At 70.7% G+C, this 24,467-nt stretch carries 24 protein-coding genes; 9 read left to right on the forward strand and 15 right to left on the reverse strand.

Features of this window, described 5'->3' with window-relative positions; genetic code table 11:
- Window positions 1-504: 504 nt before the first annotated feature.
- A complete protein-coding gene (locus P696_RS0131765) occupies window positions 505-1,044 on the forward strand; it encodes a GNAT family N-acetyltransferase (protein ID WP_170026643.1) in 540 nt (179 codons plus the stop codon).
- On the opposite strand, the gene P696_RS0131770 is transcribed toward P696_RS0131765, so the two are convergent.
- The 5 genes from P696_RS0131770 to P696_RS0131795 all read right to left on the reverse strand — a co-directional run bounded on the left by P696_RS0131770 (window position 1,010) and on the right by P696_RS0131795 (window position 6,361).
- Window positions 1,010-2,575 carry an asparagine synthetase B family protein gene (locus P696_RS0131770; protein WP_026415492.1) on the reverse strand — a complete coding sequence of 522 codons (1,566 nt, stop codon included), beginning with the start codon at window positions 2,573-2,575 and terminating at the stop codon, window positions 1,010-1,012. The two genes, P696_RS0131765 and P696_RS0131770, sit on opposite strands and share 35 nt — an antisense overlap.
- A 62-nt stretch (window positions 2,576-2,637) precedes the next feature.
- Complete coding sequence (locus P696_RS56470) at window positions 2,638-2,805, reverse strand: hypothetical protein (RefSeq protein WP_157430047.1); 168 nt, start codon at window positions 2,803-2,805, stop codon at window positions 2,638-2,640.
- A 126-nt stretch (window positions 2,806-2,931) separates the two neighbouring features.
- Window positions 2,932-4,218, reverse strand: coding sequence for a helix-turn-helix transcriptional regulator (locus tag P696_RS49400; RefSeq protein WP_084338517.1), 1,287 nt, complete (start codon window positions 4,216-4,218; stop codon window positions 2,932-2,934).
- A 927-nt stretch (window positions 4,219-5,145) separates the two neighbouring features.
- On the reverse strand, window positions 5,146-5,634 hold the full coding sequence (locus tag P696_RS0131790) for an NUDIX hydrolase (protein WP_170026645.1): 489 nt from the start codon (window positions 5,632-5,634) through the stop codon (window positions 5,146-5,148).
- Window positions 5,612-6,361 carry a hypothetical protein gene (locus tag P696_RS0131795; protein ID WP_034488136.1) on the reverse strand — a complete coding sequence of 250 codons (750 nt, stop codon included), beginning with the start codon at window positions 6,359-6,361 and terminating at the stop codon, window positions 5,612-5,614. Before P696_RS0131795 ends, P696_RS0131790 begins: the two co-directional genes overlap by 23 nt.
- Window positions 6,362-6,876: 515 nt before the next feature.
- Between P696_RS0131795 and P696_RS0131800 the strand changes: the two genes are divergently transcribed.
- From P696_RS0131800 to P696_RS0131825, 5 genes are all read left to right on the forward strand, one after another.
- A complete protein-coding gene (locus P696_RS0131800; RefSeq protein WP_026415495.1) occupies window positions 6,877-7,227 on the forward strand; it encodes a hypothetical protein in 351 nt (116 codons plus the stop codon).
- 463 nt (window positions 7,228-7,690) lie between these two features.
- Complete coding sequence (locus tag P696_RS0131810; protein ID WP_157430048.1) at window positions 7,691-8,047, forward strand: hypothetical protein; 357 nt, start codon at window positions 7,691-7,693, stop codon at window positions 8,045-8,047.
- Entirely contained in the window at window positions 8,041-8,358 is a 318-nt protein-coding gene (locus P696_RS0131815) for a hypothetical protein (protein ID WP_026415497.1), read from the forward strand. Before P696_RS0131810 ends, P696_RS0131815 begins: the two co-directional genes overlap by 7 nt.
- 61 nt (window positions 8,359-8,419) lie before the next feature.
- On the forward strand, window positions 8,420-9,244 hold the full coding sequence (locus P696_RS0131820) for a radical SAM/SPASM domain-containing protein (protein ID WP_211245907.1): 825 nt from the start codon (window positions 8,420-8,422) through the stop codon (window positions 9,242-9,244).
- A 12-nt stretch (window positions 9,245-9,256) separates the two neighbouring features.
- Window positions 9,257-10,402: a methyltransferase domain-containing protein gene (locus P696_RS0131825; RefSeq protein ID WP_026415499.1), complete on the forward strand. Its 1,146-nt coding sequence runs from the start codon at window positions 9,257-9,259 to the stop codon at window positions 10,400-10,402.
- A gap of 50 nt (window positions 10,403-10,452) precedes the next feature.
- Here P696_RS0131825 and P696_RS0131830 read toward each other — a convergent pair whose 3' ends face one another.
- A complete protein-coding gene (locus tag P696_RS0131830; protein ID WP_245627896.1) occupies window positions 10,453-12,054 on the reverse strand; it encodes an alkaline phosphatase D family protein in 1,602 nt (533 codons plus the stop codon).
- A gap of 302 nt (window positions 12,055-12,356) precedes the next feature.
- Here P696_RS0131830 and P696_RS0131835 point away from each other — a divergent pair, with 302 nt between their 5' ends.
- The gene (locus P696_RS0131835) at window positions 12,357-12,806 is read left to right on the forward strand and encodes a cupin domain-containing protein (protein WP_026415501.1); all 450 of its coding nucleotides are present in this window, start codon (window positions 12,357-12,359) and stop codon (window positions 12,804-12,806) included.
- Window positions 12,807-13,203: 397 nt separating this feature from the next.
- Here P696_RS0131835 and P696_RS0131840 read toward each other — a convergent pair whose 3' ends face one another.
- The 6 genes from P696_RS0131840 to P696_RS0131865 all read right to left on the reverse strand — a co-directional run bounded on the left by P696_RS0131840 (window position 13,204) and on the right by P696_RS0131865 (window position 19,664).
- Complete coding sequence (locus P696_RS0131840) at window positions 13,204-15,090, reverse strand: Vgb family protein (protein WP_026415502.1); 1,887 nt, start codon at window positions 15,088-15,090, stop codon at window positions 13,204-13,206.
- Between the two features lie 371 nt (window positions 15,091-15,461).
- Entirely contained in the window at window positions 15,462-15,992 is a 531-nt protein-coding gene (locus tag P696_RS0131845) for a hypothetical protein (protein ID WP_026415503.1), read from the reverse strand.
- Between the two features lie 356 nt (window positions 15,993-16,348).
- Entirely contained in the window at window positions 16,349-17,665 is a 1,317-nt protein-coding gene (locus tag P696_RS49410; RefSeq protein ID WP_034488141.1) for a dicarboxylate/amino acid:cation symporter, read from the reverse strand.
- 202 nt (window positions 17,666-17,867) lie between these two features.
- Entirely contained in the window at window positions 17,868-17,954 is an 87-nt protein-coding gene (locus P696_RS59445; RefSeq protein WP_425394174.1) for a putative leader peptide, read from the reverse strand.
- Between the two features lie 91 nt (window positions 17,955-18,045).
- Entirely contained in the window at window positions 18,046-18,276 is a 231-nt protein-coding gene (locus P696_RS0131860) for a hypothetical protein (RefSeq protein WP_026415504.1), read from the reverse strand.
- The gene (locus tag P696_RS0131865; RefSeq protein ID WP_026415505.1) at window positions 18,273-19,664 is read right to left on the reverse strand and encodes a PspC domain-containing protein; all 1,392 of its coding nucleotides are present in this window, start codon (window positions 19,662-19,664) and stop codon (window positions 18,273-18,275) included. The genes P696_RS0131860 and P696_RS0131865 overlap by 4 nt, the downstream gene beginning before the upstream one ends.
- Window positions 19,665-19,871: 207 nt before the next feature.
- On the opposite strand from P696_RS0131865, the gene P696_RS0131870 reads away from it, so the two are divergent.
- Window positions 19,872-21,020 (forward strand): ATP-binding protein, encoded by a 1,149-nt coding sequence (locus tag P696_RS0131870; RefSeq protein WP_026415506.1) that lies wholly within the window; start codon window positions 19,872-19,874, stop codon window positions 21,018-21,020.
- Window positions 21,017-21,661, forward strand: coding sequence for a LuxR C-terminal-related transcriptional regulator (locus P696_RS0131875; protein ID WP_026415507.1), 645 nt, complete (start codon window positions 21,017-21,019; stop codon window positions 21,659-21,661). Before P696_RS0131870 ends, P696_RS0131875 begins: the two co-directional genes overlap by 4 nt.
- A 33-nt stretch (window positions 21,662-21,694) precedes the next feature.
- Here the strand turns inward: P696_RS0131875 and P696_RS0131880 are convergent, their stop codons facing one another.
- The 3 genes from P696_RS0131880 to P696_RS0131890 form a co-directional block, all read right to left on the reverse strand.
- Entirely contained in the window at window positions 21,695-22,852 is a 1,158-nt protein-coding gene (locus P696_RS0131880) for an FAD-dependent monooxygenase (protein WP_026415508.1), read from the reverse strand.
- Between the two features lie 114 nt (window positions 22,853-22,966).
- The gene (locus tag P696_RS0131885; RefSeq protein ID WP_026415509.1) at window positions 22,967-23,416 is read right to left on the reverse strand and encodes an SRPBCC family protein; all 450 of its coding nucleotides are present in this window, start codon (window positions 23,414-23,416) and stop codon (window positions 22,967-22,969) included.
- An 88-nt stretch (window positions 23,417-23,504) separates the two neighbouring features.
- Window positions 23,505-24,455, reverse strand: coding sequence for a nucleoside hydrolase (locus P696_RS0131890; protein WP_026415510.1), 951 nt, complete (start codon window positions 24,453-24,455; stop codon window positions 23,505-23,507).
- Window positions 24,456-24,467: the final 12 nt, after the last annotated feature.

The raw sequence follows: 24,467 nt of genomic DNA on the forward strand, positions 1-24,467 counted from the left end.
TCTCCACGATTTCCGACAGGCAGCTGGCGGCGGCCCCCTGAGCAGCCAGCACCCGCCCCACCCGTGACGCGCCTCACGCCCGTCAGCGAACGAAACTCCTCCTGCAGCAGGTCCATGTAGCCGCGTGGCCCGTATGCGCCCGGTGCCAAGTGGATCAGCCGGATTTCAGCGACATGCCGGGCCCGACAGCACAACCGACGGTTCGCTGAAGAATCCCCTTCCGGCGAAGCCACCTTCCACTCGCGCGCTTGCGCCTTTACCCTGGGGGTCCTCATAGCCCCTACGAGGGTTCGCAACGGCCAGCCGCAGCCACGTCTCCGCGAGCGCGTCCCGTCCTCATCGCCCCTATGAGGGTTCGCAACCGCACCGGCGGGCTCGCCGAGGATTGCGTGGCTCAGCAGGGTGGCGCTCGTCCTCTAGGGGCGAGGTTCGCGACCGACTGTCGACTCCGTGTCGGCGGGTGGTTCGCCTGTCAGGAGTCAGTGGGCTGGGCAGAATGGGGGCGTGATGGAGATGCGGCCCGCGATCCGCAGCGACGAGTTCCAGGTCAGGACTCTCGTTGATGCGCGTTGCGCGTGGCAGGAGGCCCGCGGCTTGGAGAGCTGGCGGCCTGCGCTGGAGCATATGGTGGCCCAGTGTGACAATCCGGACGGTGACGTGTGGGTGCTGGTCGATGACCAGGCCGGTGTCGTCGGGCAGATGCTCGTCCAGGACGTGGGGCCGCCGTGGGGGTGGACGGATGCCGAGCGCGCCGAACCGGCCCTCTACCTGTCGGGGTCGATCACCAGGCCCGAGATGCCGGGCAGGCTCGGGGAGACGATGGCGCTGTGGACCGTCGACCGGGCTGCGAGGCTCGGGATCCCCTGGGTGCGGCGCCACTGCCAGGTTGAGGCGGTCGCCCGTTACAACCTCACGCAGGGGTTCGCGTTGGTGCGCGAGGAACAGCGCACCAACGCTCACTTGTGGATGATGGCCCGGCGGTCAGAGCGACTGGACCTTTCCGACCGCCTTAGAGGAAGGCCCGCGCTGCCGCGTCCAAGGTGATGACCTCCACCAGCTTGGAGTGGGGGTCCTCCCGGTAGGGCTCGCTCTCCAGGGCGATGACCATGCTCTTGAGCCCATCGGGATCGAGGAGGCCACCCTCGATCAGCGGGGACCCCTCGTTCAGGATGCGGTGGAGCAGCGCGATCCCGTGCAATTTCAGGGATTCCTCGACGAGCTCGGCAAAGGACTCCCGTGCCTTCGGGTTGCATGCGTCCTCCGACAGCCCGAACGTCGAGAGGTGGCGCCGCTGGAGCTGCTTGAGTTCGCGCCAGTGGAACGGCAACTGGTCGCCGAGCTCGACCAGCGCGCGGTGGGTGAACGGGTGGACAGGCCACAGCCCGGCCTGGAGCAGTGGCGGGGCGACGCACTCGGCGGCGAGGAGGGTGATCCCGCCTGCCATGGCGGGTGGGGCGATGCCGTCGTCTCCGTACTCGATTCCGGCGCGTGCCCTTGGCCCGAGCCATGGCAGGTCGAAGTTCTGCCGCTTGTCGCGGGCGGCCTGCGCGGACTCGGCCGATCCGACCGCGACCATCTCGTCCCCGCCGAGCCCGGTGACGACCGTGTGCGCTCCGAGGGCGGCGATCTGCGCGTTGAGTTCGACGAAGTGCTGGTGGAGGGGTTCGTCGTAAGGGCTGACCGGCGCGCCTCGGGCTCGGGCAGAGCTCGGCGTGAACATCAAGAGGTCGCGGGTGTCCAGGCACAGGTCGTCCGGGCCGAACGGAAGGCTGTCGCGGATCTCGGCGCGACGCCGGACCTGCTGATCGCGGCCCGCGCCGATGATCACGAGGGTGGCCGTGTTGACGCGGCCGGGCCAGCGCCGCGCGGCGCGGGTGGCTATCGAGCCGGAGTCCAGGCCCCCGGTGAGATGGCACAGGGTCGCGTCGGGCTCCAGTGGGCGGGCATCCAGCGCCATGTCGATCCCGGTCCTGAACGCGGAGAGAACGTCCGCGTTCGCAGTCAGGGTGCGGGGTTCGGCGTGCAGGACCGGCTCGGGATAGCGGATGACCAGATCACCGCCGAACGTCGCGACAGCGCGCTCGGTCATCCGGTGGATCCCCACGAACGCCGTGTCAGTGCTGTACCGCGGGCGGTACACCAGCATCCGCGTGACTTCTTTGGGGTTGAGGCCGCGCACGTAGGGCCGCAGGTCGGCCATGTCCCACGAGCCGTGCAGGATGCCGTCCTGGTGGGAGAGGAACAGTGGTGTGCTGCGGACACCACCGGCGGTGATCCGGACCGGCCGAAGCGGAGCGGTCTCGATCAGGATGTAGTCGAGCGGCCACTGCCGCGCCTGGTCGGTGATCTCGTCGAGCTCGTGCGGAGTGACCGTGACCGGGGCCGCTGACGTGGCCGCGCGTCCGGGTGCTCGCTCCCGGACGATGATCGCGGTCCGGGTTCCGTCGACCGCGGCGATCTGCTCCACCAGCGGGTGCGTGAACGGTGTCACCTCGCTCCCGCCCGCTTCGGTGACGTACGCGGTGCCGTTCCACGTCCAGGCCATGTCGGTCGGGGTGATCCTCAGCTTCAACACTGCCGTCTCCTCTCGCGGTCAGCCACCGGGGCCCGGTGGGGCCCCGGTCGGCGAAAGTGGAATCAGGTGGCGGTGGTGTCGTAGGTCTTCGCGCCGTCGGAGGATCCCGCCGTCTTCTTGTAGTCGTTGCGGATCTCCGGGCCCTGGACGATGAGCACCAGATCACCGTCAAACAGGTCGTCGACGTCGAGCGTCAGCTCGCGAGGCGGGGCGAACGCGGCCAGACTCATGGCTGCCTCCCTGCTGGGTCGTTTCGTGGATGGCTCCACAATGCGCCGGAGGACAAGGTGCCGTCGTGGGACATGCATCGCGTGCACGAGCTGCGTGCAGATCCTGCAAGCAGGGTTGACGGGCCGCTAGAGCAGGCGTAGCCGGGCGGCGAACCCGCGGAGTTCCCGGGAGGTGTGTCCGCTGGTGAGCATGCCGTTGACGAGGTTGCGGACAGCGGGACGGGCTCTGATCTCCTGTGGGGCGATTCGCTCGGCCTGCAGCAGCATGTCCAGGCACTCCGCTCGCTTGCCCCACATGCCGTAGGACGTGGCGACATCGGTCAGGTACCGAGCGCGCCGCTCGACGCTCGGCAGGGCACCGAGCCTGATCTTGTGCGCAACTTCGAGAGCAGCGGCCGGATCACCGGCAGCGTTGTGACCGGAGATCAGGTGGAGCGCGACCACGGGCCCACCGAAACCGCCTCCGTGCGTGGGGAGAAGGATCCTGTCCGGGAGCGTCCCGGCGATCTGCTCTGCCTGCGCGGTGAAATCGGTCAGCCCGGCAGTGTCGTGTTGCTTGGCGGCGGTGTATCCCGCCGACATCAGCAACAGGCCACGCTGGGCCTTCGACCGCGGGTCGGTGGCGCGGATCTGATCGGCTGCGCGCAGCGCGAGGTCGGTGGCCTGGTCGTGCCATCCCATCTTCCGCGCGAGGACCGACATGTTCCGAGCAGCCTCCCCGATGAGCACCCCATCGTTGCTCGCTGCGGCGAAACTCTGAGCGCGGTCCGCAGCCATCAACCCCAGCTCGGCTGCGTCCAGCTTGATCAGCAGCCGCGCTGCCAGGTTGTATCCGTGAGCGACGACCGTGTGCGCGGCTGGACAGCCTCGGTCTGCGGCCACTTGCTGCGCACCCGCGAGGAGGCGGGGCAGCACGGCGCCGAGGTCCCGGTATCGGCACGCGCCGAAGGCCTGTGTCGTGTCGGCTAGCAACACGTTCGCCTGGTGCAGCGTTGTGGGGATCGCTCCCGTGGGTGTGGTCGTACCAAGAAGCATGCCGCGCAGAGCGTCCAGTAGTCGCGCCCCCGTGTCCGCGTTCGCATTGGCCGTCCCGCTCGACCACCCAGCCGGGATGGCAGTGCCCGCGGCGGTCACCGCGAGGTTGGCCAAGAGGACACGACGGTGCACAGGATCATCATCCATCACGCCCTGTGCCTTCGTCGCTGGCCCAGAGGTGAGTCCGAGAGATTCGGGTGCCAACCCCAACTCATTCGCGATCCTGCGCAGGGTTGGAATATCCACGAGATGGGTGTGGCCGGATTCCCACCGGGACACGGTGGACGGCGATACGTGCACATGGCGGGCGAACTCGGCCTGCGTCCACCCGTTTCGAAGGCGCCCCGCACGTATGGCATCACCAACGGCGCTACTCATGCCATCACAGTTGTCGGATCATCACGGAGCGTCAATTGCCTCCTCGGCTCCAAAAGGATGACGGTGAGATCGGGTAACGGCCCAGCAGGTCCGAGACGGAGCGAGCCGCCCGCCGGGCCCTTGACGATGGGGATCTGGCACAGGGTCCTCTTGGTGGGGCACCCCTGGACGTCACCACCGGCGATCGGTCATGCGCTGGGGCGGCGGAGCAAGGTGTCTCCGGGACACTGCCACCGCTCACTTGATGACCTCCTGCAGTTGCTCGCGAGCTTCCGACCCCAAGTTGATCAAGCCGGATTCAGCGACACGCCGGGCCCGACGGCACTACCGGAGGTTCGCTGAAGAATCCGCCTCCGGCGGCCGCCCCTTCCACCCGCGCGCCTGCGGCTTTACCCTGGGGTCCTCATCGCCCCTACAAGGGTTCGCAACCAGTCCAGCAGGACGTCCTGCTGGACCGGGACGGGTCCTCATCGCTCCTACAAGGGTTCGCAACCGGGGGTGGGTCTTGTGCCATCGGTCGTACACAGATGCCCTCATCGCCCCTACGAGGGTTCGCAACAAGACGAGGACGTACCAGGTCGTGTCCTCGACCTCCCACGTCCTCATCGGTCTTAGGAGGGTTCGCAACAGCATCCACGTCTTGTGGGAGTGGCGCAGGTCGTGAGGTCCTCATCGTCCCACGAGGGTTCGCAACTTCTGCCTCTGGTAGATCGGCATGACGTCGATCAGGTCCTCATGCCCTTGAGGGCTCGCCACACGTGGCGGATCAGCCGGGTGCCCGAGGGGAGATCCGTTCTCCGGCTGGAGGTCTTCGCAGACGCGGTAGGTCGCCTTTTCGCATCCTCGATTGTCACGTTTCCCGGCCGTCACTGATCGGTGTGCGGCACGTATGAGGATGCCTGTGGTGCGCAGCTTTGTGCTGGGTGCTTAGTCGATGTGCGGGGTGTTGCTGTTGAGCCCGTGGTCGATCCGGCGACGCAATGCCGGATGAATCTCGTATTCGTCCAGGTCGTCCGGGCTGACCCACTTCACTTCGGATGCCTCGTCCGTCGTGGTCAGGGCTCCGCCGACCGGCCGCGCGTGTAGGCACACGTTCACTGGCTGGCGTACCTCGTCGACCCGGCCGTCCCTTACGTACTCGATCACGTGATCTGGTGTGGTGAACACGCCGACCAGGCCGGTGATCTCGATGTCGAGGCCAGTTTCCTCACGGCATTCGCGGACGCCGCATTCGGTGATGGTCTCGCCCTTCTTCAGGCCGCCGGTCGGGATCGTCCAGAGGCCGTTGTCCGGGCGGCGGAGCAACAGGATTCGGCCATCCGGGTCACGCGCCAGAACCGAGGCCGAAGGTGTCCGGCTTGTCGGCTGAGGTGCGTACGGATCCTTCCAGTGGTCAACGCGGCGCGTCTTGCCCATTCCCACTCACCTCCAAGTGCCGAGCGGAAGCCCAGACCTTCTCATAACTCTCCAGGAAGGTCTGAAAATACGCGCCGTCGACCCGCCGGATCCGCATCGTCGGAGTGTAGGCAGCGAGGATTCCGTAGACGTGGATGTTCACGATCATCTCGTCGTCGAACCGATAGATCGAGGCGTACAACGGGGTGTCGTGGAGCCGGATGTCCAGGAGATCGGCGAGCGGTCGGTAGTGGGACAGGACCGCGGCCACCCGACCACCGACCCCGCCGCCGATCTCGTTCTCAGAGTCACGTGAAGCGAGCTGCTGTCCTTGAGGATCTCCGAAGAGCATCCGAACACGGACGCCTGCTTCGGCTTTGGCTCGCAGGGTTGGGATCCAATCGGGGATCTCTTCGGCGAGGAACAAGCCGGCGAACGCGATGTAGTCGATATTCCGCTCCGCCTGCCGGAGAAGGTCGGTCCAGAGTTCACGGGGGACGTCGCTGCGCCTGGGCCAGGTGGCGACCAATTCCGCGCCGGTTAGGGATGCCTTGTCGATCGCGGCAGGCCACAGGTACGACTCATCCTCACCGAGAACGGCGGCCACACGATAACGGGTGCGCGGATACGGAGTCATTCCGCTGTGGAGCCAGCGCTCGACGCTTTTGGTGCTGACCTCGACGGCTTGGGCGAGGCTGTCGATGTCGAGGCCGCTGCGGAACATCGCGCGGCGGAGGCGCTCGTTCATGGCCCGAGCCTGTCATCCCGGGACATCTGGCGTCAGGTCCTTGGCGGATAGATGTCGGTAGATGTCCAGCAGTGTCGTCGCCGTGGGTAATCAGGCAGGCGCATTGTGTGTCATGCGCTGCAAGGTGGCCCGGCTTCGGGCTCCTTGAGGACGGCTCTTCAATGCGTGTCGGCTGTGGTCAGAGCGCTATCCCGAGTTCTGGGTGCTGTCGACGCGATCCGACATGAGGCGGCCCCGGCCCGCTGCGCGAACAGCGGGGGACCCGGGGCCTTGACCGGACGCAGGAGGTCCGATCCATGGCAGATCTTAGGGGTAAGCCAGATGTTTCTGGTCTGACTGATCAGGAACGCACAGAACTGGAACTTCTGAGCAAGGAGTTTCCTGGCTGGGTGGTCCACCTTTCTGGTGATCCGTCCGGCTTGAAGTGGGGTGCTCTGCGTAGGAGCGGCGCGGAGTGGGACTCGCGGGGTGGGGTTCGGGCGCTGAGTGCGGCGGACGCTCGTGGTCTGCGGTGGATGCTCGCGCGGACGGTCGTCTGGGACGGTGAGGTGGCCGAGGCGTGTGCTTCGGGGGCGTGCGGGTGGCCCGGTGCGCTGACCGCCAGGCAGTACCTCGGGGTGCTGGCCGGGTGCCTCCGCGAACGGCAGCTGTCGGTCGAGGCGTCCGATGCGATCGTCCTGGTCGCTGACCCGGACCGTCCGCAGGCCGAAGTGCGTGTCGTGTGCTGCGAGCGGCCCGGCGACGGCGACCGGCTCTGGTTCTGGGACGCGTCGGGCACGCCGCTGGCCTCGGCGGAGTGCGCGCACTACGCGGTGGGTGAGATCCGGCGGCTGCTCGCTCGGTCCGCTGGGGCGGTCGCGTCATGAGCCTTCTTGTGGAGGCCGACCCGGACGTCCTGCTGGCTGCGTTGCAGCGCCAGTTTCCGGGAGTTCCGTCGTGGTGGGGTGAGTACACGGGGACGTGGTGGGCCCTGCTTGGTGACCGCCTGGTTGAGGCACGGACGGCACCGGAGCTTGCCGCGTGCATTCGGCGGACGCTTCCGGCGACGTGGCCGCCGCGTCGGCCGACGATGGACGTTCGGGCCGTCCGGGAGGACGCGCCGCCTCCGCCGCTCGTGACGGTGACGGCCCGGGTGATGTCGGCGGGTGCCTCCCCGTCCCCTCGGCCGATGCAGACGGCTCATGCTCGGGCGGCGCGGTACTCCGATGCCTGCGTGGTGCGGAGGCCCGTTCGGCGGCGGCGGCTCGGGACGCGGGGGTTGGCGCTGGTGGGGGCGGCTGCGGCGCTGGTCGGTGTCGTTGTGGCCTGGGACGTGAGTCTGCTGTGCGGATGACTCGGACGCCCTCGTGCGAGCGCTACCTGCGTGAGCTGGCCGAGCTTCTGACCGCTGCCGGGTGGACCGTCCTGACGCGGTACGAGCTGTCGCCGCCGCTGGTGCGGGTGACGCATCCCGCGTTGGATCGGACCGGACTTTCTGTGCACGTCGAGCCGTTGCTCAGCGGGGACGACGAGGTCGCTTGGTTCTGCGACTCGTCCGGACGGTTTCTGGGCACGCGCTTCCAGTTGCCGCAAGTGCTCGCGGCCGTCCATGACGCGCTGGGGCCGCTTGTCGCCGATGCGGGGTGGCCCGTCCCGTCCGACGAACCGCCCGTCCGGCGTCCTCGGCTCGGGAGACGGTCGTGGTGACCGACTTCGGGAGTCCGGCGAGGCGGGCGCTGGCTGGGCTGAAGCCGCAGCTTTCGGTCCACGGCTTTGCGACCGAGTGGAGTGACGCGGGGCTTCGCGTCATGGTCCATCCCGGCAAGGGCAACGAGTCCGATCAGCCTGCGGACGTTCTCGCTGACGGCCTGATCACCTGTGCGCGCCGTCCGGACGACGATGGCCGCTGGTGGTGGCACCTGGACGGCGTTCCGCTCGCCGAGATCGACCATCCGTACGAGGCGATCACCGCGCTCAAGGGCGCGTTCGCCACCCAACTCAACGCCGCAGGAGCGTGAGATGACCGTCCCCGCGATCACACCTACGGAGACGTCCGATAAGGCTTGGGATCGGCTGTGGTTGGAGATCACTCGCCGCTGCCAGCTCGCCTGCCGTCCCTGCTACAACGCATCCGGGCCCGGCGTGCCGTCCGGGACGATGACGTCCGCTGACTGGCATCGCGTCATCGATCAGGCCACTGACCTGGGTGTTCGGGAGCTGTGCGTCATCGGCGGCGAGCCGACCCTGTACCCGGGGCTGGCCACCCTGATCAATCACGCTGTCGGTGTCGGCCTCGGCATCGAGGTGTACTCCAACCTCGTCCACGTCAGAGACGACCTGTGGCGCGTCCTCGCCCAGGACGGCGTCCGGCTGGCGACCTCCTGGTACAGCGACGACCAGGACCAGCACGGCGCGATCACCGGACGGCCGACCTGGCGGCAGACCCGCGCCAACATCGACCGCGCTGCCGAACTGGGCATCCCCCTGCGCGTCGGGATCGTCCGCGTGCTGGACAGTCAGCGCGTCCACCAAGCCGCCGAACAGCTTCGGCTCAGGGGTGTCACGAACGTATCGGCCGACCACACCCGACGCATCGGCCGTGCCGCCGAGCCGGGTATCGACCCGCTCGCCGAACTGTGCGGACGCTGCGGTGACGGACGTGCGGCCATCGGCCCGGACGGTGAGGTCTGGCTGTGCACGATGGCCCGAGCCATCTCCGCAGGCAACGTCCGCGAGCACACCCTCGGTGACGTCCTGTCCGGGCAGGCTTGGCGTGAGCTGCGCAGACGGATACCGCGCAGAAGCCCCGACGCCAACGGCTGCAAGCCGAACGACGACAGCAACGATTGCGCGCCCGCCGAAACCGAGTCCTGCAATCCGTCCTTCTGCAACCCCGACCGTTAGGAGCGACAGCCGATGCCGAACACCTGGGTAACGCTCGCCCAGGCCCTCGCCTCCCGGGTCACTCACCCAGGTTCGCGCTGGTGGGGGCCGGTCTGCTCCACACCCCGCCACCTGCTCGTTCCGCGCTGGTGGGAGGACGACGACACCGCCTGGACGCTGCGCGACGGCTCGGACGACACGTCCGCATGGCTCCGGACGATCTACAGCGACCGAACCCTCGTCACCAAGGTCGGCCCCCGCCACGCTGACCACGCCGCGCCCGACGACACAACAAGCGGCCGTCCGACCTCGTCCTCCACCCTGCCCAGCCTCCTGCTGACCATGTACCGGCACGCCCAGCTCTACAGCGGAGCCGACGTCCTGGACGTCGGCGTCGGATCCGGCTACGGCACCGCGCTGCTGTCATCGGCGCTCGGCGGCCACACCCTCACCGCCATGGACGTCGATCCCTACCTGGTCGAAGCCGCAGCCGAACGCCTCGGCGCTCTCGGCGTCCGCGCCCGCCTGGTCGCAGGCGACGCGACAGGCCCGCTCCCGGACAGCTACGACCGGATCGTGTCCACAGTCGCCGTCCGCCCCATCCCGTCCTCCTGGATCCAGGCACTCCGGCCCGGCGGACGGCTCGTCACAACCCTCACCGGCATCCACGCGATCCTGACCGCGACCAAGACCGACGACGCGTCCGCGATGCCCGCCGAGGGACGCATCGAATGGGATCGCGCCGGGTTCATGTCGACCCGCACCGGCCCCGACTACCCGCCCACCCCAGCCCCCGAACTCCAAGAGGACGAAGCCGAGGAGAGCATCGGCCGCTACCCGATCGTCGACGTCGAGGAGTCCTGGGAGCTGCGTTCAATGCTCGCCATCGACCACCCCGGCCTCACGCACCGCATCGAGCGCAGCGGGGAGCACCGAACGGCCTGGATGATCCACCCGGACGGCTCCTGGGCCCGAGCCACCGCCACCGCCGACGCCCTCCCGCTCGTCCGCCAGGCGGGCCCTCGCCGCCTCTGGGACGCCCTGGACGATCTCCGCCACCGCTGGCTGCTCGACGGCGAACTCCCGCTCTTCGGCGCACGCGCCTGGATCTCCTCCAGCGGCACCATCCACCTGGCTCGCGGCTCCTGGCGAGCCCGCATCAGCGCCCGTCCTGAATGACGAAACCGGCCCCGTCCGGATCGCGGACGGGGGCCGGTGCTCAGAAAAGATCAGCGGACGGGCGTCAGCGGCTTCGTGAACAGCGCCTTGCCGTCCAGGTCGCGGAGGGTGACGGTCAGCGTCTCGGACGCGGCGTCGATGGCGACCTGGCCGAAGAACTGGAAGCCCTCGGCCGGGGACGTGTTGGCGCGCGGCGGCGCCGACTGGAACTTCAGCGTCGCGCCGAACGTGGAATCAAGGGCGTTGGGCCCGAAGGCGCCGGCGTTCAGCGGCCCGGACACGAACTCCCAGAACGGGTCGAAGTCAGAGAACGACGCCTTCGCCGGGTCGTAGTAGTGCGCGGCCGTGTAGTGGACGTCGGCGGTCAGCCAGACCATGTTCCGCACGCGGTGCTTCTTCGCGTAGCTCAGGATGTCGGCGAACTCGCGCTCGCGGCCGAGCGGCTTGCCGTTGTCGCCCTGCGCGACGCCCTCGATGTTCGGCTTGCCCTCCGTGCCGTCCGGGACGATCAGTCCGAGCGGCAGGTCGTTGGCGATGACCTTCCAGGTCGCCTTCGAGGCGCGCAGCTCGCGCTTCAGCCAGGCCACCTGCTCCGGGCCGAGCAGGCCGGGCCCGGACGCCTCGGTCCCGGTCGTGTTCGGGTTCTTGTATGTGCGCATGTCGAGCATGAACACGTCCAGCAGCGGGCCGTAGGAGACCTTGCGGAAGATCCGTCCGCCGACCTGGGCGCGGACGGTCGTCGGCGTGTACTCGAACATCGCGCGGCGGGCGCGCGCGGCGAGGACGTCCACGCGCTTCTCGGTGTACCCCGGACGGTTGATGATCTCGCCCGGGTACCAGTTGTTCAGCACCTCGTGGTCGTCCCACTGGTAGAGCATCGGGACGCGCGCGTTGAAGGCGCGGAAGGCCGTGTCCTCCAGGTTGTAGCGGAACTGGCCGCGGTACTCGGCGAGCGTCTCGGCGACCTTGGTCTTCTCGGGCGTCACCAGGTTGCGCCAGGTGCGGCCGTCCGGCAGCGCGACGGTCGGCTGCACCGGGCCGTCGGAGTAGACCAGGTCGCCGCTGCACAGGAAGAAGTCCGGGTCCACCGCGGACATCGCGTCGAAGATCCGGTATCCGCCCAGCTCGGGGTTGATGCCCCAGCCCTGCCCGGCCAGGTCGCCCGACCACACGAACGAGATGTCGGAGCGCTTGCGCGGGGCGGTGCGGAGCCGTCCGACGACGGGCGCGGACGTCACGCCGTGCCGGTCGAGGTCGGCGAGGACGACCCGGTAGTGCAGTTGCTCGCCCGCAGGGAGGCCGCGCAGGAACGTCTTGCCGGTCAGGTCGGTGTCCGGGGTGAGCACCGGGCCGCGGATCCGGTCCGCGCCGCGGAAGTCCGGCCGCCGGGACACCTCGACCAGCATCCGCGCCGGACGGTCCGACCGCGTCCACACCACGGCCTCGCGCGCGGTCACGTCACCGGCCTGAACGCCGTGCGTGATCCGGGCGCGGCCCGAGCGCGCGAGGGCCGGGGCCGTCGGCCCGGGCTTCGCGCTCGCCGTCCCGCTGGACAGCAGGCCGAGCGCCGCGCCGCCGCCCGCCACCAGCCCGCCGCGCAGCAGATTCCGCCTGTCCAGCTCCATCGCCGACTCCGATCGTCTTTCGGTCATGCCGATCCGCATGTTCTCCCCGTCCGGAAGCGGATTTCCGGACCGGACGTGATCAATCGGTGAACACTAGGAAAAACAGGACTTCAGGTCGTCTCGCGCTGATCGACTTGACAACGGACGGTCACGGAGTGTGTCCTGGTGTGCATGCCAGCGCGAGTCTTCCAGGGGTGCCCCGTGGCCATCGGCCGGGCCTCCAGCGCGCTGTGTCCTTCGTGTTGTCGTCGCTGATCTTCCCGACCTCCGACTCGACACCCGCCCTGATCCGTCCGCACGGACGGGGCGCAGCCGAAGGACTTCCTCACGTGGACCTCGATCTGGCTCCCGACCTCATGATGCGCGGGCAGGACGACCCGCACGGCCGTGACCTGCTGAAGCGCCCGCCCACCGTGGGACAGCTCGCCTCCCGCATCCGCGATCTCGCCGCCCGCCCGGACGGCTGGTGGCACCTGGTCGGCTTCGACCCCGCCGGGCCCGTCCGCGTCCCGCTGGACGACGTCGACGGCGTCCGGCTGTGGCTGACCACCTGGCCCCCCGCCCACCGCACCGGCGTCCACGACCACGTCGCCACCGAGGTCAGCATCCTCATCGCGGGCGAACTCGTCGAGGTCTCCATCGCCGAGGAGGGCGTCGCCGAACGCCCCCTCCGCGCCAACCGCGTCCGCGTCCACGGCGGCACCCACACCCACGAGCTCACCAACGCGGGCCCCGCCTTCGCCATCACCCTCCACGCCCAGCTCAGCACCCCCACCTGACCCCGGCCGGGCCCCTGAGGCCGGGCGACCCCCCGGGCCGACAATCCTTGAGGGCGGCCAAAACCCTGGCGATCCCCGGGCCCGGCGGTCTTCGCACCCTCGACGGTCCCCGAGCCCCGACGGTCTTCGTAACCTCGACGGTCCCCGAGCGCGCGGCGGTCCCTGGACACGACGGTCGCCGAACGCGCCGGTCTCCTGGACGTGGCGGTCCTTGAGCGCACGGCGGTCCCTTGGACACGACGGTCGCCGGACGCGTGCCGGTCTCCTGGACGTGGCGGTCGCCGAACGCGCGGCGGTCCCCTCTGTGCGACGGTCCTGGAAACGCGGCGGTCCGCCGGCGTCCGCGTGGGGCGGACGGCGGCGGACCGGGGTGACGGGTCGCGCTGGAGGCGCGGTGTCAGTGACGGGCGGTCAGGTGGAGCGTGACCTTCTTCGGAGCCTTCGGAATGGCGTGCGCCTTGGGCTTCTTGACCAGCAGCTTCTGCAGCGCCGGGGACAGCGTGGACGACTTGGCCCGCAGCGACTGGTCGTTGGACGGGTTGGTGCCCGCGGCCATCGAGAAGATGCCGTTGAGGGTCATCATGTTCTTGGACGCGCCCGACGGCAGGCCCATGAGCTGGTTGATGACGCCGTTCAGGATGCCGAACGGGCCGCAGCCCTTGGCGGACGGCACCGACACCGGGGCCTTGATCGAGACCGGTCCGGCGTTCCAGCCGAGCGCGGGGTCGCTGGTCATGCCGCCCGCGGTCATCTGCGGCTCCAGGGACGCGTTGACCGGGCCGATCACGCAGGAGTCGCCGAGCAGCGGGTTGTTCAGCTTGAGGTTCAGCGACAGCCGCGCGCCGAGCCCGCCGGTGCTGGTGAAGTACGCCGCTGCCGGACCCGCCAGCGACTGCGTGACGGTCAGCTTGTTGACCGCCCACAGCGCGGCGGGCGACTGGCCGAGGATCGGGCCGACCAGCGGCAGCTGGCCGATGAGGCCGCCGGGGACCTCGAGCTCCTTGGCCTCCAGCAGGCTGCCGATGACCGGCGGGTTCATCGGGATGTTCGAGATGTCGGTGAGGTCGTTGATCCCGCCGGTGACCCGGATGGAACCGGACGGCAGCTTCTGGACGAAGTTGCCGATCTTCATCTCACCGCCGGTGACGATCTGCGTCTGGCAGATCTCGCCCACCTGGCAGCGGTTGGCCCAGCCGGGCGCGGACGACGGCAGGGTGCCCGTCGAGAGCGGCGGGGTCGCGCCGTGCGGGGCGCCCGCCGGCGGGTTGGCCGGGTCGAACGCGCCGACGCGGCCACGGCCGGGGGCGGTGTACCAGATCTTCCCGCCGGGGCCGAGCATCAGGCTCCGCGGCGTCGACAGGGTCGACGGCAGCGGGTACTCCTGGACCGATCCACTGCTCGGGTCGATCGCGGAGATGTTGCTGGCCGCGGTCTCGGCGAACCAGATCCGGCCGTCCGGGCCGGCGAGCAGGCCGGTCGGCTTGGAGTCGGCCGTCGACAGCGTGTACTGGCGGACCGCGCCCGTCGCGGGGTCGACCGAGCCGAGGCGGTTCACGCCCGACTCGCTGAACCAGACCTTGCCGTCCGGGCCGTTGATGATGTCGGTGAACGCCGGGCTGCCCTGGACCGCGCCCGGGACGTCGAACTTCTTGACCGCGCTGGTGGCGGGGTCGAGGCGTCCGATGCTGCCCGTCGCGTCGGGGTACCAGACGCCGCCGTCCTTGCCCACCACCACGGACGTGGGGTAGCCGCCGGCGGCGTAGAGGGTGACGTTGCCAGAGGCGTCGATCTTGCCGATCGCGCCCGAGTTGACGCCGGTGAACCACATCGTGCCGTTGGCTCCGGGCGTGATGGAGGTGAGCGAGCTGTAGGCGAAGTTCACGGCCCCGGACGTCGGCAGCTCCCACATCGTGGACTTGCCGGTCGCCGGGTCGACCCGGCCGACCCGCGGCTGCGTCTGGTTCATGTCGGTGAACCAGATCGAGCCGTCGGATCCGTTGGCCATCCCGGACGGCAGCGCCTTCAGCTTCTGCGAGTTGTCCGGGACGGCGTACTCGGTCACCTTCCCGGAGGAGGAGATCTGGCCGATGCCGCCCGCGCTCTCGGTGAACCACACCGAGCCGTTGGGGCCCTTGGCGAGCCCGTTGGGCATCACGTCCGGGATCGGGACGGAGTACTCGGTCGCCGGGGCGGCGTGTGCCGCCGTGACCGAGACCGTCAGGAACGAGGTGGTGCCCAGGGCCGCGGCCAGTGCCGCCGCCCCCGCGCGCGTCCTACGACGCATGCTTCGCCTCCTTCTCGGACCCCGGCCGGACACGCAGGCAGAACGTGGGTGGGGTGGGGGTCCGGGCGTTGCAGGAAAAACGTGAAGGTTCATCCAAACCCGTCAGTAACTACTGATGTCAACAAGATCGTTTAGCCGTGGCCGGATCCGGCCACCATGACAACCGGACGTCTGACCTGCACGTCTGCGCCCAACGCAGGCTGAAAACGACCGAAAACGGCCGAACGGCCCCGCATCCCGAGCGGCGCGAGACCGTTCGGGATATGGGGCCGTTCGGGATGCGGAGCTGTCGGGAAGTGAGGCCGTTCAGGATGCGGGGGCCGTCCGGGGCGTGGGGCCGTTCGCTTCGGTGGTCGCGGGCCGGGCCGGGTTCAGCTCTTGCGGGTGAGGGTGTCCACGGTGCCGCCCGTCCAGGTGACCTTGAGGGACGATCCCGACAGTTCGGCCGTGCCCTGCGTGCGCTGGGTGGACCTGTCCGCGCAGGTGAGGGTGATCGCGTTCTGCGGGGTGATGGAGCCCGTGCAGAAGTTCGGCGAGTTGAGCGCCGCCGCGCCGCGGTAGAAGAACAGCTTGACCTGGCCGGACGTCCACGTGCCGTCCAGCTTGGACGGGGCCGCGCGGCCCGGCGTGACGCCGTTGATCGTGACCGGGCCGCCCGACGCGTTGGGGCTGCCCGCCGCGTCGGGGGAGGCCGTGGAGCCCGGCCCGCCCGGCCCGCCCGGAGTGCCCGCGGCGCTGGGGGAGCCCGCCGGGCCCAGGGAGCCCGCTGCGCCCGGGGTGCCGGAGGAGGGCGCCGGGGCGGTGCCCGCGGCCCGGTCCGTCCCGGAGTCGTCGCCGTCCCCGCCTCCGCAGGCGGTGGCCAGGGCCAGGATCAGCGCCGTCACGGCGATCGGTCGGAGCAAGGTCGGCCTCCTCGGGCAGGGGGTGTGCCGCCGTCCGCGCACCCGGACGGCGGGCCGCTCACACTAGCGCCGCCCCCACCCCGCCGGACAGGGCCGGGCCCCGCGTCCGTCCTGGTGACAGGCGCCCCCGGGCGCGGAACCGGGCCTGCGTCCGTCCTGGTGGTAGGCGACCCTCCGGACGTGGAGCCGGGTCCGCGTCCGTCCTGGTGACAGGCGCCCCCGGGCGCGGAGCCGGGCCAGCGTCCGTCCTGGTGACAGGCGACCCCCGGGCGCGGAACGGCCCCGCGTCCGGGTGGGGGCGCGGGGCCGTTCGTTCGGGGGGTGGGCGGCGCGGTGCGCCACCCGGAATCGTGCCGTCAGGCGGGGACCGGGACGGCCTCGCGCGGGGTGGAGGGGACCTCCTTCGGCGCGGTGCCGAGGTCGCCCTTGGGGGCGTTGTAGAGGTCCTCGTCGAGGAGTTTCTCCGAGCGGGCCACGATCACCGGGATCGCGATCTGGCCGGTCACGTTCAGCGCGGTCCGGGCCATGTCGATGATCTTGTCGATGGCGATCAGGTAGCCGACCGCGGTGAGCGGCAGGCCGACCGTGGTCAGCGTCAGGGTGAGCGCCACCAGCGCCGGGCCGGGGGTGCCGCCGGTGCCGAGCTGGCCGATGACCGCGGCGAGCGCGATCAGCAGGTAGTCGGCGAGGCCCAGGTGCAGGTTCATGTACTGGGCGACGAAGACCGCCGCGACCGCCGGGTAGATCGCGCCGCAGCCGTCGAACTTGATGGTCGCGCCGAGCGGCTGGGCGAAGCTGGCGTACTCGGGCTGGACGCCGTTGCGCTCGATCTGGACGCGCTGCGCGATCGGCAGCGTCGCCATCGAGGACGACGAGACGAACGCGAACTGCAGCGCGGGCCAGGAGTTGCGGAAGAACCTCAGCGGCGAGACCCGTCCGAACACGCGCAGCAGGATCGGGTAGCCGATCAGCAGCATGACCGCGACGGCCAGGTAGATCGCGCCGGTGAACTTGGCCAGCGGCTCCAGCGTGGACGGCCCGTAGGTGGCCACGACCGAGCCGATCAGGAAGAACGAGCCGATCGGGGTGAGCCGGACGACCCACCAGACGACCTTCTGCATGACGCCGTACAGGTCGTCCACCAGGGCCGTGATGCGCTCGCCGCGCTCGCCGACCGCGACCAGCGCCGCGCCGAACAGCACCGCGAAGGTCACGACGCCGAGGACGTTGCCCTCCGCCATCGCCTTGACGATGTTGGACGGGAACAGGTTGTGCAGGACCTGGGTCCAGGTGACCGGGTCGGTCGTGGTCTTCTCGCTCGCCAGCTGGCCGAGGCCCTCGCCGGGGTTGATCAGGAAGGCGACGCCGAGGCCCACGGCCGTGGAGATCGCCGAGGTGATGACGAACCAGCCGAGGGTCTTGCCGGTGAGGCGGGCGACGTTGCCGACGTTGCGCAGCTTGCCGATGCTCACCACGATCGCGGCGAACACCAGCGGGACGACGACGACCTTCAGCAGCGACACGTAGACGTCGCCGAAGGGGTCCAGCCAGTCGGTGGCGATCTTGCTGCCGTCGGCGGCGGTGTTGTTGATGACGGCGCCGACGGCGACGCCCAGCACGAGCGACAGCACGATCTGCTGCCAGAACTGCCATTTCCAGACGCGAAGGTTCACTGAGACTGCTCCAGGGGACGGTTCACCGGCGGCCGGAAACGCGGGCGCGCCACGCCGTGGGGACAGAGGCGTCCGGGGGCGGAGGCAAGCGCGCGTTGACCCGTGAGCGGGCGTGCATCAGGAGGCACGATCCGTGGGCGCGCGCGTTCGGGCGCGGTCCGCCGACGGCGGGTGAACGAGGTTGAGGACGAGGAAGGGGGCGTCAGCCGCTACACAGCACGCTGGCGAGGCGGCACAGGTCGACGTGCAACCTGGCCACGAGCCAAATCTTCTTCTCGGAGAACCTCACGAGAAAATTTAACCCCAATGTCCGGTTTAACTGTTCCCCTGGGGTGAGGTGATGCTGATCACACTTCGCCGGGAGGCGTCACGAACCGGCCCTAGGTCCGGTCCCGGCGCTGGGCCCTGAGCACCGCCTGGACGATCCCGAGCAGCCCCATCAGGACGAGCACGACCCCCGCGACCAGCATCGGATCGCCCACCGGGTGCCCGCGCAGCGCGCCCGCCACGAACAGCCCCGCGACCGCGAGGTAGAACACCCCGGCGACGGGCGCGGCGGGGTCCAGGCGGCGCCTGGCCCGCGTCTTCTCGGTGCCGTTGCCGTCGATCATCGGGTCACCTGCACGTCTCCGAGGGTTCCGCGGATCCTGAGGGTGATCACGGCCGGGTCGGAGCCGCCCGCAGTCGGTTCGAGGACCTCGTTCGTCCTCGCGTTCGGGCCGCCGACCGTGCGCTCCTCCACGCGGATGTCGCCGATCTTGACCCGCGCGTCCAGCTTCACCCGGGCGTTGGCGGGCAATTCCACCCGCAGCTGGCCCGTCCAGACCGCCGCCGAGACCTCCAGCCGCTGGCCCGGCCGCACGGGCAGCGCGGTCAGGTCGAGCGTCCCGTTCCCGATCGTCACCCGGTAGTCCCGCGCGGCCTGCGCCGCGTCCGTGGGTCGCCACATGGTGTCCCCGTACTCTCCGCCGCGTGGAGCCGTCGCGGCCACAGACGTCGTCAACAGCGCGAACGTGAGCAGGGATGCCACGGTCGCCAGGCCCCGCACCCGGCAGCGGACGCCCGCCAGCAGGCCCACGCCGACCACGGCGAGCGCCGCGGCGAGGACGAGGGTCCAGCCGTCCCAGTCGGCCCGTCCGGACAGCTCGGCGTTCGCGGTGATCCCGCCCGCCAGCGCCGCCAGGCCGAGGGTGAACCAGGTCAGGGGAGACTTGCGCCGGTCCCGGCGGCGCGGTGTCGCGGTCGTTCCGGAACCGTCCCGCCCGCCGTACCCGCCGAGGTCGACCGCGTCCGGGCCGTAGTGGTGCGCGGTGTCCCCGGAGACCGTGTCGTCGAAGACCGAGGAGCCGGACCCCGAGGAGCCGGACGCCGAGGAGCCGGACGCCGAGGAGCCGGACGCCGCGCGGGACGCCCCCGAGGAGTCCAGCGTGGAAAGGTCGATCATGCCGTCCGGCATCGGCGTTCCCTTCGGCGGCGGCGTGCGGAACTCGGTCTCGGCCGGGGTCGTGGGCGGATGGCCCGCCAGCCGCTCCGGCAGCGTCCGCGCGACGCCCACCAGGTTCACGCCGCGGGCGTGCGCCACCAGCAGGACCAGGCCGAACACCGTCAGCACCGCGACCGCGTCCGTCGAGACGCCCGAGCCGATCACGCTGAGCACCACGCTCGCGCCGAGCAGCAGGCCGAGGACGGTCAGCACCCCGCCCGCGTCGAACCGGCGCCGGAACAACCGCTCCGCCACCGACATGCCGGTGGGGTGGTCCGGCATGAACAGCACCGCGAGGACGTAGAGCAGGATGCCCTGCCCGTGCGCGAGGGTCAGGACGCCGAACCCGACCCGGTACACGACCGGGTCGACACCCGTCCGCGCGCCCAGGCCGGAGCACACCCCGGCGAGGAACCGTCCCTCGGAGGAGCGCGACAGCCGCGACACCCGGCCGGACGCGGGCGCCTCGCCGGGCGGCGGCGCCATGCCGGCGCCCTGCTGCTGATCGGTGTCCATGTCACCATCGTGGCGTCCCGGTCCCGCGCGCGGTATCGGGGACGCCCCTGAGCCGACCCTGAGACCGGCTCTGGGGGATGTCCCGGATGGCGCATCCGTCCCGGTCATGTGACCATCGGTGACGTGGGAGAACGCGACGAGAGTGGGAGCGGCGCCGCCCTCGGGACCGAGCCGCCGGAGAGGGCCGGGCGGGCCGAGCGGCCGCGGCTGGAACGCGCGCGCAAGGGCCGGCTGGTCGCCGGGGTGTGCCGCGGGCTGGCCGACCACCTCGGCATCGACGTCCTTCTGGTGCGGGCCGCGTTCGTGCTGCTCACGGTCGCCAGCGGCATCGGCGTCGCCGCCTACGGGGCGTTCTGGGTGCTCGTCGCGTCCACCCCGCCTCCCGACGCCGCCCCGAACGCGGGCCCCGCCGACAAGCCGGGCCGGGACTGGCGGCAGCTGCTCGCCTACACCGCCGTCGCGGGCGGCCTGTCCATGCTGACCTGGGGCGCCGGGTTCACCGAGGTCGCGCTGTGGCCGTTCGTCGCGGGCGCGATCGGCGGCGCGATCCTGTGGCAGCAGGCCGACCGGGACCAGCGGCAGCGCTGGGTCCTGCCGCTGCGCCAGCGCTGGTGGCGGACGGTCCTCGGACTTCTGCTGGTGGTCGGCGGCATCGGCGGGTTCGTCGTCCGCAACGTGGACGCGGCCCAGGCCCGGTCCGTCGTCATCGCGATGCTGGTGATCGCGACCGGCGTCGCGGTGATCGTCACGCCCTGGGTCGTCCGCCTCTGGCAGGACCTGGAGGCCGAGCGGTACGAGCGCGTCCGCTCCCAGGAACGCGCCGAGCTCGCCGCGCACATCCACGACTCGGTGCTGCACACCCTGACCCTGATCCAGCGGAACGCGCACGACACCGCCGAGGTGCAGCGTCTCGCCCGCTCCCAGGAACGCACCCTCCGCGCCTGGCTCTACCAGCCGAAACCCGAGGAGGGCGGCACCTTCGCCAGCGTCGTCAAGGACGTCGCGGGAGAGGTCGAGGACGAGCGCGGCGTGCAGATCGAGGTCGTCGTGGTCGGCGACTGCCCCCTGGACGACAAGGTCGGCGCGATCGTCCAGGCCGCCCGCGAGGCCATGGTCAACGCCGCCAAGTACTCCGGCACCAAGGAGGTGTCGGTGTTCGCCGAGGTCGAGGGCGACGAGGTGACCATCTTCGTCCGCGACCGGGGCAAGGGATTCGACCTCGACGCCGTCCCGGAGGACAGGATGGGCGTGCGAGGGTCCATCATCGGACGTATGGAGCGCAACGGCGGCACGGCGACGGTGCGCACGGCCCCGGGCGAGGGCACCGAGGTGCGTTTGGAGATCAACAGGCAATGAGCGAGTCCCCGCTGCGGAGGGTCGTCCTGGTGGACGACCACCAGATGTTCCGGACCGGCGTGAAGGCCGAGCTGGGCGGATCGGTCGAGATCGTCGGCGAGGCCGGCGACGTGGACGAGGCGGTCGCGGTCATCCGCGCCACCACGCCCGACGTCGTCCTGCTGGACGTCCACCTGCCGGGCGGCGGCGGCATCGAGGTGCTGCGCCGCCTGACCGGGTCGGTGCCGTCCCGGTTCCTGGCGCTGTCGGTGTCGGACGCCGCCGAGGACGTGATCGGGGTCGTCCGGGGCGGCGCGCGCGGCTACGTCACCAAGACCATCTCCGGGCCCGAGCTGACCGCCGCGATCGACCGCGTCGCGGACGGCGACGCGGTCTTCTCGCCCCGGCTCGCCGGGTTCGTGCTGGACGCGTTCGCCGCCAGCGACGTCCCGTCGGTGGACCCCGAGCTCGACCAGATCACCCAGCGGGAGCGGGACGTCCTGCGGCTGATCGCGCGCGGCTACGCCTACAAGGAGATCGCCAAGGAGCTGTTCATCTCGGTCAAGACGGTCGAGACGCACGTCAGCAGCGTGCTGCGCAAGCTCCAGCTGTCGAACCGGCACGAGCTGTCCCGCTGGGCCGCCGCGCGCCGCCTCGTCTGAGGCGGCGCGCTCGCCGGGTCAGTACTCCTTGAGTCAGTAGTCCTTCAGGATGTAGGAGCCGGTCAGCGCGGCGAAGTCGTCGGTCAGGCCCGCGGCGCTCTCGGCGACCAGGTCGGCGACGTCGGCGCCCTCGTCCGGGAGGCCGCGGAGCGCGAACGCCTGGTTGGCCTCGACCCAGTCGCGCAGCTCGTCCTCGTAGACGGCGAACGCCTTCCCGTGGTCGCCGTCCGCGGCCTTCAGCTCGCCCGCGAGGACGTACGCGCCGACCATGGCCATGCTCGTCCCCTGCCCGGACGCCGGGGACCCGCAGTACCCGGCGTCCCCGAGCAGCACGACCCGGCCGTGCGACCAGCGGTCCAGGCGGACCTGCGCGAGGGCGTCGTAGTGGAAGTCCTTCGCGTCCCACATGTGCTCCAGGAGCCGCGGGACCTCCCAGGACGCGTCCGCCAGGCCGCCCGCGAGCAGGCGCTTCTGCTCGGCGACGTCGCGGGGGAGCGGCCCGTCCTGGTTCTCGAACATCGCGTAGGCGCGCAGTTCGGTGTTGTCGCGGACGGTCATCACCATCGCGCCCGACGTCCCGGCGGAGTCGGAGAAGTGGCCGATCTGCCACCGGTCCAGGCCGAGGACGTTCGGCATCGTCCACACGGCCATCGCGGCGGCGCGGAGCGGGACGTAGCCGGCGTCCGCGCCGAACACGAGGCGTCGCGTCGTGGAGTGGACGCCGTCCGCGCCCACGACCAGGTCGAACGTGCGCGGCTCGGCCTTCTCGAACGTCACGTGGACGCCGTCCGGTCCGTCCTCCAGGCTCGCGATGCTGTCGCCGAAGACGTACTCGATCCGGTCGCCCGCGGCCTTCACGATGATGTCGGACAGGTCGTCGCGGAGGAGCTCCACGTCGGGGGAGTCGAGCGGGCCGCCGCTGAGCGTGTGCTCCTCGCTGCGGTGGAGCTCGTTGCCGTCGCCGTCGACGATCGACATGCCGCGCAGGTTCGTCGCGTGCGCCCGGACCTCGTCCAGCACGCCCATCCGCTCGGCCACGCCGAGCGCCGTGCCGCGCACGTCGATGGCCTGCCCGCCGGGGCGGAACCCGCCCGCCCGCTCGACCACGGTCACCTCGAACCCGTACCGGTCCAGCCAGTACGCCAGCGTCGGACCGGCGATGCTCGCCCCCGAGATCAGCACCTTCGTCATGGTCACGTCCCCTCTTGGTCTTCGGTACGTGACCAGCTTGCGAGGCGGCCCTGACGGGGCGGTGAGCGCGCGCTGAGCCCTGCTGACAGCGCGCTGACAGCCGGGGACGGCGGGTCAGAGGTGGCCGGGGCAGCCCGGTTCGCAGCGCTCGCAGTGCCGGGCGACGCGGCGCGCGAAGTCGGCGAGCATCCGGTGCAGCAGCGCGGCGGTGAGGCCGCCCGTCCCGGGGATCAGCGGGACGATCTCCGCGCTCCACCGGATCACCGTGTTGTCGCCGCTCGGCACCAGCCGGACGTCCGCCCGGTAGTGCCGGATCGGCAGGCCCGACTCGGCGACGTAGGCGTAGTGGCCGGGCCGCTCGAAGGTGACGATCCGCTCCTTCGCCGGGCCGATCCGGCGGACCGCGCCGACGCCGTCCGCCTCCTTCGCGCCCGTCTGGACGCGCCGGGACGCGAACGGGAACCAGCCCCAGGCGTTCCACGCCTCCGCGACGGCCAGATGCTGGAAGAGCAGCTCCGGCGGCGCGGCTGCGGTGGCGGTGGCGGCGAAACGGCGGACGGACATGGGGCGGCTCCCGGGACGGCGTAGGCAAACGGTAGTCAGGCCGTCCCGGAAGCGACAACAGCGAGTGAGAAGGCGCTGGCCGAAGCGGTCAGAACGACAGGACGGCGGCCAGCAGCCGGTCCTGGAAGGCGGCGACGTCGGAGCCGACCGCGACCCGCACCGGACGCCGGGTCTCGGACGCGGGCAGCGACCGCGCGTCCCAGACGGTGGCGCCGCGGGTCAGCTCGCCGCGCAGCTCCACCCGGACGGGCCGCTCGACGTACTCGCCGAGCCCCGGGTCGAGCGCGAGCATCGCGGCGAGCGCGTCGTGCACGACCGCGCCGCGCCGCCTCAGCGTCGGGGTGTAGGCGTCGGCGTACCACTCCATGATCTGCGAGGCGAACCGCGCGACGGGCCGGTCGTGGTCGGCGAGCCGGGCCAGCCACTCCGCGCCGACGGCGGTCGAGTGCGTGGCGTCCAGCGGGACGAGCACGACCGGCCAGTCCGCCGCGAAGACCAGGTCCGCGGCTTCCGGGTCGTGCCAGATGTTCGCCTCGGCGTGCGTGGTGATGTTGCCGGGGTGGCCGAACGCGCCGCCCATGACCACGACCTCGCGGACCAGCGACGGCAGTTCGGCGTCGAGCAGCAGCGCGGCGCCGAGGTTGGTCAGCGGCCCGGTCGCCACGATCGTCAGCTCGCCCGGGTGCGCCCGCGCCAGCCGGACGAGCTGTGCCGCAGCCGACTCGCCGGTCGGCGCGCCCTGCGGCGCGGGCAGGTCGAGGTCGGCGAGCCCGTTCGTGCCGTGCCAGTCGACCGCGTAATGCACGGCCTGCGCCATCGGACGGCCCGCGCCGACCGCGACCGGCACGTCGTCCAGCCCGGCCAGCTCCAGCACGCGCAGCGTGTTCAGCGCGCCTGCCAGGGAGTCGACGTTGCCGTGGACGGTGCCGACGCCGACGAGCTCGGCGTCCCCGGCGCGCACCTCGGCGGCCAGGTAGAGCAGCATCATCGCGTCGTCGATGCCGGTGTCGCAGTCGAAAAGGATCTTCGGGGGGATCAAGCACGCTCCTGG

The organism is Actinomadura oligospora ATCC 43269 (genome assembly GCF_000518265.1).
Lineage (GTDB): Bacteria > Actinomycetota > Actinomycetes > Streptosporangiales > Streptosporangiaceae > Spirillospora > Spirillospora oligospora.

Bases quoted from the DNA above. Each gene is read 5' to 3' on its own strand.
- P696_RS56470 (WP_157430047.1), bottom strand. From the start codon at position 2,805: ATGAGTCTGGCCGCGTTCGCCCCGCCTCGCGAGCTGACGCTCGACGTC.
- P696_RS49400 (WP_084338517.1), bottom strand. From the start codon at position 4,218: ATGAGTAGCGCCGTTGGTGATGCCATACGTGCGGGGCGCCTTCGAAAC.
- P696_RS0131790 (WP_170026645.1), bottom strand. From the start codon at position 5,634: ATGGGCAAGACGCGCCGCGTTGACCACTGGAAGGATCCGTACGCACCT.
- P696_RS0131795 (WP_034488136.1), bottom strand. From the start codon at position 6,361: ATGAACGAGCGCCTCCGCCGCGCGATGTTCCGCAGCGGCCTCGACATC.
- P696_RS0131800 (WP_026415495.1), top strand. From the start codon at position 6,877: ATGCTCGCGCGGACGGTCGTCTGGGACGGTGAGGTGGCCGAGGCGTGT.
- P696_RS0131810 (WP_157430048.1), top strand. From the start codon at position 7,691: ATGACTCGGACGCCCTCGTGCGAGCGCTACCTGCGTGAGCTGGCCGAG.
- P696_RS0131825 (WP_026415499.1), top strand. From the start codon at position 9,257: ATGCCGAACACCTGGGTAACGCTCGCCCAGGCCCTCGCCTCCCGGGTC.
- P696_RS0131830 (WP_245627896.1), bottom strand. From the start codon at position 12,054: ATGACCGAAAGACGATCGGAGTCGGCGATGGAGCTGGACAGGCGGAAT.
- P696_RS0131840 (WP_026415502.1), bottom strand. From the start codon at position 15,090: ATGCGTCGTAGGACGCGCGCGGGGGCGGCGGCACTGGCCGCGGCCCTG.
- P696_RS0131860 (WP_026415504.1), bottom strand. From the start codon at position 18,276: ATGATCGACGGCAACGGCACCGAGAAGACGCGGGCCAGGCGCCGCCTG.
- P696_RS0131865 (WP_026415505.1), bottom strand. From the start codon at position 19,664: ATGGACACCGATCAGCAGCAGGGCGCCGGCATGGCGCCGCCGCCCGGC.
- P696_RS0131875 (WP_026415507.1), top strand. From the start codon at position 21,017: ATGAGCGAGTCCCCGCTGCGGAGGGTCGTCCTGGTGGACGACCACCAG.
- P696_RS0131880 (WP_026415508.1), bottom strand. From the start codon at position 22,852: ATGACGAAGGTGCTGATCTCGGGGGCGAGCATCGCCGGTCCGACGCTG.
- P696_RS0131885 (WP_026415509.1), bottom strand. From the start codon at position 23,416: ATGTCCGTCCGCCGTTTCGCCGCCACCGCCACCGCAGCCGCGCCGCCG.